This window comes from Flavobacterium sp., assembly GCF_046317795.1.
In the GTDB taxonomy this organism is placed as follows: domain Bacteria; phylum Bacteroidota; class Bacteroidia; order Flavobacteriales; family Flavobacteriaceae; genus Flavobacterium.
The window spans coordinates 1-2,947 of sequence record NZ_JBKCVI010000224.1 but is presented as its reverse complement, the minus strand read 5'-3'; the positions used below and the strand labels follow the sequence as shown (position 1 = coordinate 2,947).

Below are 2,947 nucleotides of genomic sequence, written 5' to 3'. Positions count from 1 at the left end.
TAATGATGTTTATCGTTCTGAATTTACCTTTCAAAGCAAGACCTTTTGGGGATATTATTTTTCATGAAGAAGCAAAAAACCTTGCTTTCTATTTAAAAGGAGACGTTGGTTATGATAAGGTAATGATTACTAGGGCACCTGGACCGATATTGTTTTATACTCCAGCTTATTTTATGGCACCATCGGGTGCAACAGACAACCAACTTTGGGTGTATGGTACAGTATTTACATTCATTATTACTACGATAAGTTTGCTGTTAATATTTAGAATTGGCACTTCTTTTTTTTCAAAAGAAGTGGGTTTACTTAGTGTTCTGTTATTTTTTATTTTTCCCATACATTGTTATTATTCACTGGGAATAATTGCTGAAGCACCGGCCTTTTTTTCATTGGCATTGGCACTTTATGGATGGTCAATAGCTTTTTATAGTCCAACTAAAAAAGCAGGATGGATTTGGTTAACACTAGGTATTTGGTTTTTAATTTTGAACAGACCCAATACTATGTTACTACTCGGGTTTGGATTTCTAATCATTTTATATTCTTTTTTTCAGCATAAAGATTTTTTCAAAATTTATGGAAAAAAATTAGCCATTTCTTTATTTAGTGTCGGTTTTATGGGACTCGGGATGTTGCAATTGGCTAAAGAAATCACTAAAACAAAATCGAATGACAATCAAGAAGGATTATTATATTATGTTGCTCATCAGGGAAGATTTCAGTTTCGAGAAGAACCAACCGATTTTCGTTTTTGGGATAATGAAACCAGAGAGGATAGTAAGGATTATCAAAATTGGCGAAAAAGTTACTCTGTATTAGAAGCGATCAAGATAAAAATGCATCACTCTGATGTTTATAAAGAGTTTTTGATTAATGATGTTTTTGATCATCCGTTTTGGTTTACTCGACAATTTTTTGTAAAATGCTTATATGGTCACGTTTATTTTATCAATAGTGTAAAACCAGAGAAGTTTCACCTTGGACCAATTCAAGGTGTTTGGGGCTATTGGTTCATAATTTTACTGATAAATTCGATAAACATCATCATTATAATTGGGGCCTTTTTATTTTTACTTAAAGAAAAAAATCTGATTAACTATTGGCTTTTTTGGTCTGTCATTTTAGCGCTTTTACTATTTCATGGTTTGACTTATATGGAACCAAGATATATGTTTCCTTCTCGAGTTGCATTGTATGTTATGAGTGCTGCAGGTTTGTATCGAATAAAATGGTTTCAAAATAAAGTTAACTTTATTGCTAAATTTGTTTTTCCTAATAAAATCTCAACCATCTAATGGAAACCAAACAAAAACCTATCATTGGGATAGTTTCTCCTTGTTATAATGAAGCATTAGTATTGCCAGAAACAGCGGCACAATTGAATGAAATTATTCAAGATTTGGTGTTACGTAATATCATTTCAGGAAAGAGTTTTGCTCTATTTGTTGATGATGGAAGTAAAGACAATACATGGAATTGTATCGAAGAACTAGCCGCTGAATTAATTCATGTGAAAGGATTAAAATTAGCAGGAAATGTAGGGCATCAAAAAGCACTTTTAGCAGGATTACTCACTTTTAAAGAGGAAGCCGATGCTTTAATTTCTATCGATGCCGATTTACAAGATGATGTTCGTGTCATAGAAAAAATGATTTTAAAATTCATATCTGGAACAGATGTTGTATTTGGCGTTAGAAAAGAAAGAGTAACCGATACTTTTTTTAAACGAAATACAGCCCTATTTTTTTATAAACTAATGAAACTAATGAAAGTGAATGTTGTTCATAATCATGCTGACTATAGATTATGTAGCCATCGAGTTTTAAAAGCTTTAGCGGAGTTTGGAGAAGTTAATTTATTTCTTCGCGGTATTATTCCTAGTATTGGATTTAAAAGCGAAGTTGTTTATTATGATAGGTTAGAACGTTTTGCAGGCGAGTCAAAATATCCTTTCCGAAAAATGGCAGCTTTTGCCTGGAATGGGGTAACATCATTTAGTAATTATCCCTTAAAATTAGTTACTATCATAGGATTTGCGGTGTTTTTTGCGTGTTTGATAATGACAGGTTATGCAGTGTTTGCAATCTATACTGGAGATGTCGTTCCCGGTTGGCTTTCTACGGTTTTACCCATGTATTTCTTAGGAGGAGTACAGCTGTTTTGTTTCGGAATAATAGGCGAATATATCGGGAAAATTTATTCAGAAGTAAAACAAAGACCACGATATTTCATCGATAAAAGAGTAGATTAAAAGCTTTTAATTTTCCATTTGGAGTGAGCACTTTTTGTATTGCTAAAAGAGTTTCTTAATCATCAAATTCTAATTCAAAACGTTTAAATACTCATTTACTAGCTCGTAACCAATTTTGGAATGTTATTTTTGTTGTAGCATTCGTTAAAAATGGTTCAAATGAAAATAGCAAAAAACCTGACTTTATCTTTACTGTTATTTTTTTCAACGGTTTGTTGGTCACAAAATAAAATAGCCGACAGTCTTGTTGCTGTTTTACAAATGACTAAAAATGATATAGACAAGGCCAAAACGCTTAATCTTATTGCCGATGCCTATAAGTCTAGCGATCCCAAATTAATGCTTCAGTATGCCAATCAGGCTTTACAACTTTCAACCAAAATTAATTTCAAATTAGCCGAAGGAACTGCACGACTTAACTTGGGTAATGCCAATATTATTGTTGGAAATTATCCTCTAGCGTTGCAAAATTTCACTAAAGCACAATCCATTTTTGAAATGGAACTGGCTAGTGCTTCAGAAAATAATTCTGAAATTAAAAATGGCTTGGCTCGCGCTTATGGAAGTATCGGAATTGTTTTTTCGGAGCAAAGTAGCTATGGTAAATCGTTGCAATACCAAATTAAAGCATTGAAAATTTATGAAGAAACAAATAACCTTGAAAAATGTGCCCGTTTGTATAATAACATCGGTATT

General features: G+C 32.5%; 3 protein-coding genes. All 3 read left to right on the top strand.

The genetic code is table 11. The features are described from left to right. Positions 1–1,295: hypothetical protein (locus tag ACK5ON_RS13120; RefSeq protein WP_409823309.1), on the top strand; the 1,295-nt coding region annotated here is incomplete at its 5' end. Next, positions 1,295–2,251 carry a glycosyltransferase family 2 protein gene (locus ACK5ON_RS13115; RefSeq protein WP_409823307.1) on the top strand — a complete coding sequence of 319 codons (957 nt, stop codon included), beginning with the start codon at positions 1,295–1,297 and terminating at the stop codon, positions 2,249–2,251. The genes ACK5ON_RS13120 and ACK5ON_RS13115, both read left to right, overlap by 1 nt. A 159-nt stretch (positions 2,252–2,410) precedes the next feature. Then, positions 2,411–2,947: hypothetical protein (locus ACK5ON_RS13110; RefSeq protein ID WP_409823305.1), on the top strand; the 537-nt coding region annotated here is incomplete at its 3' end.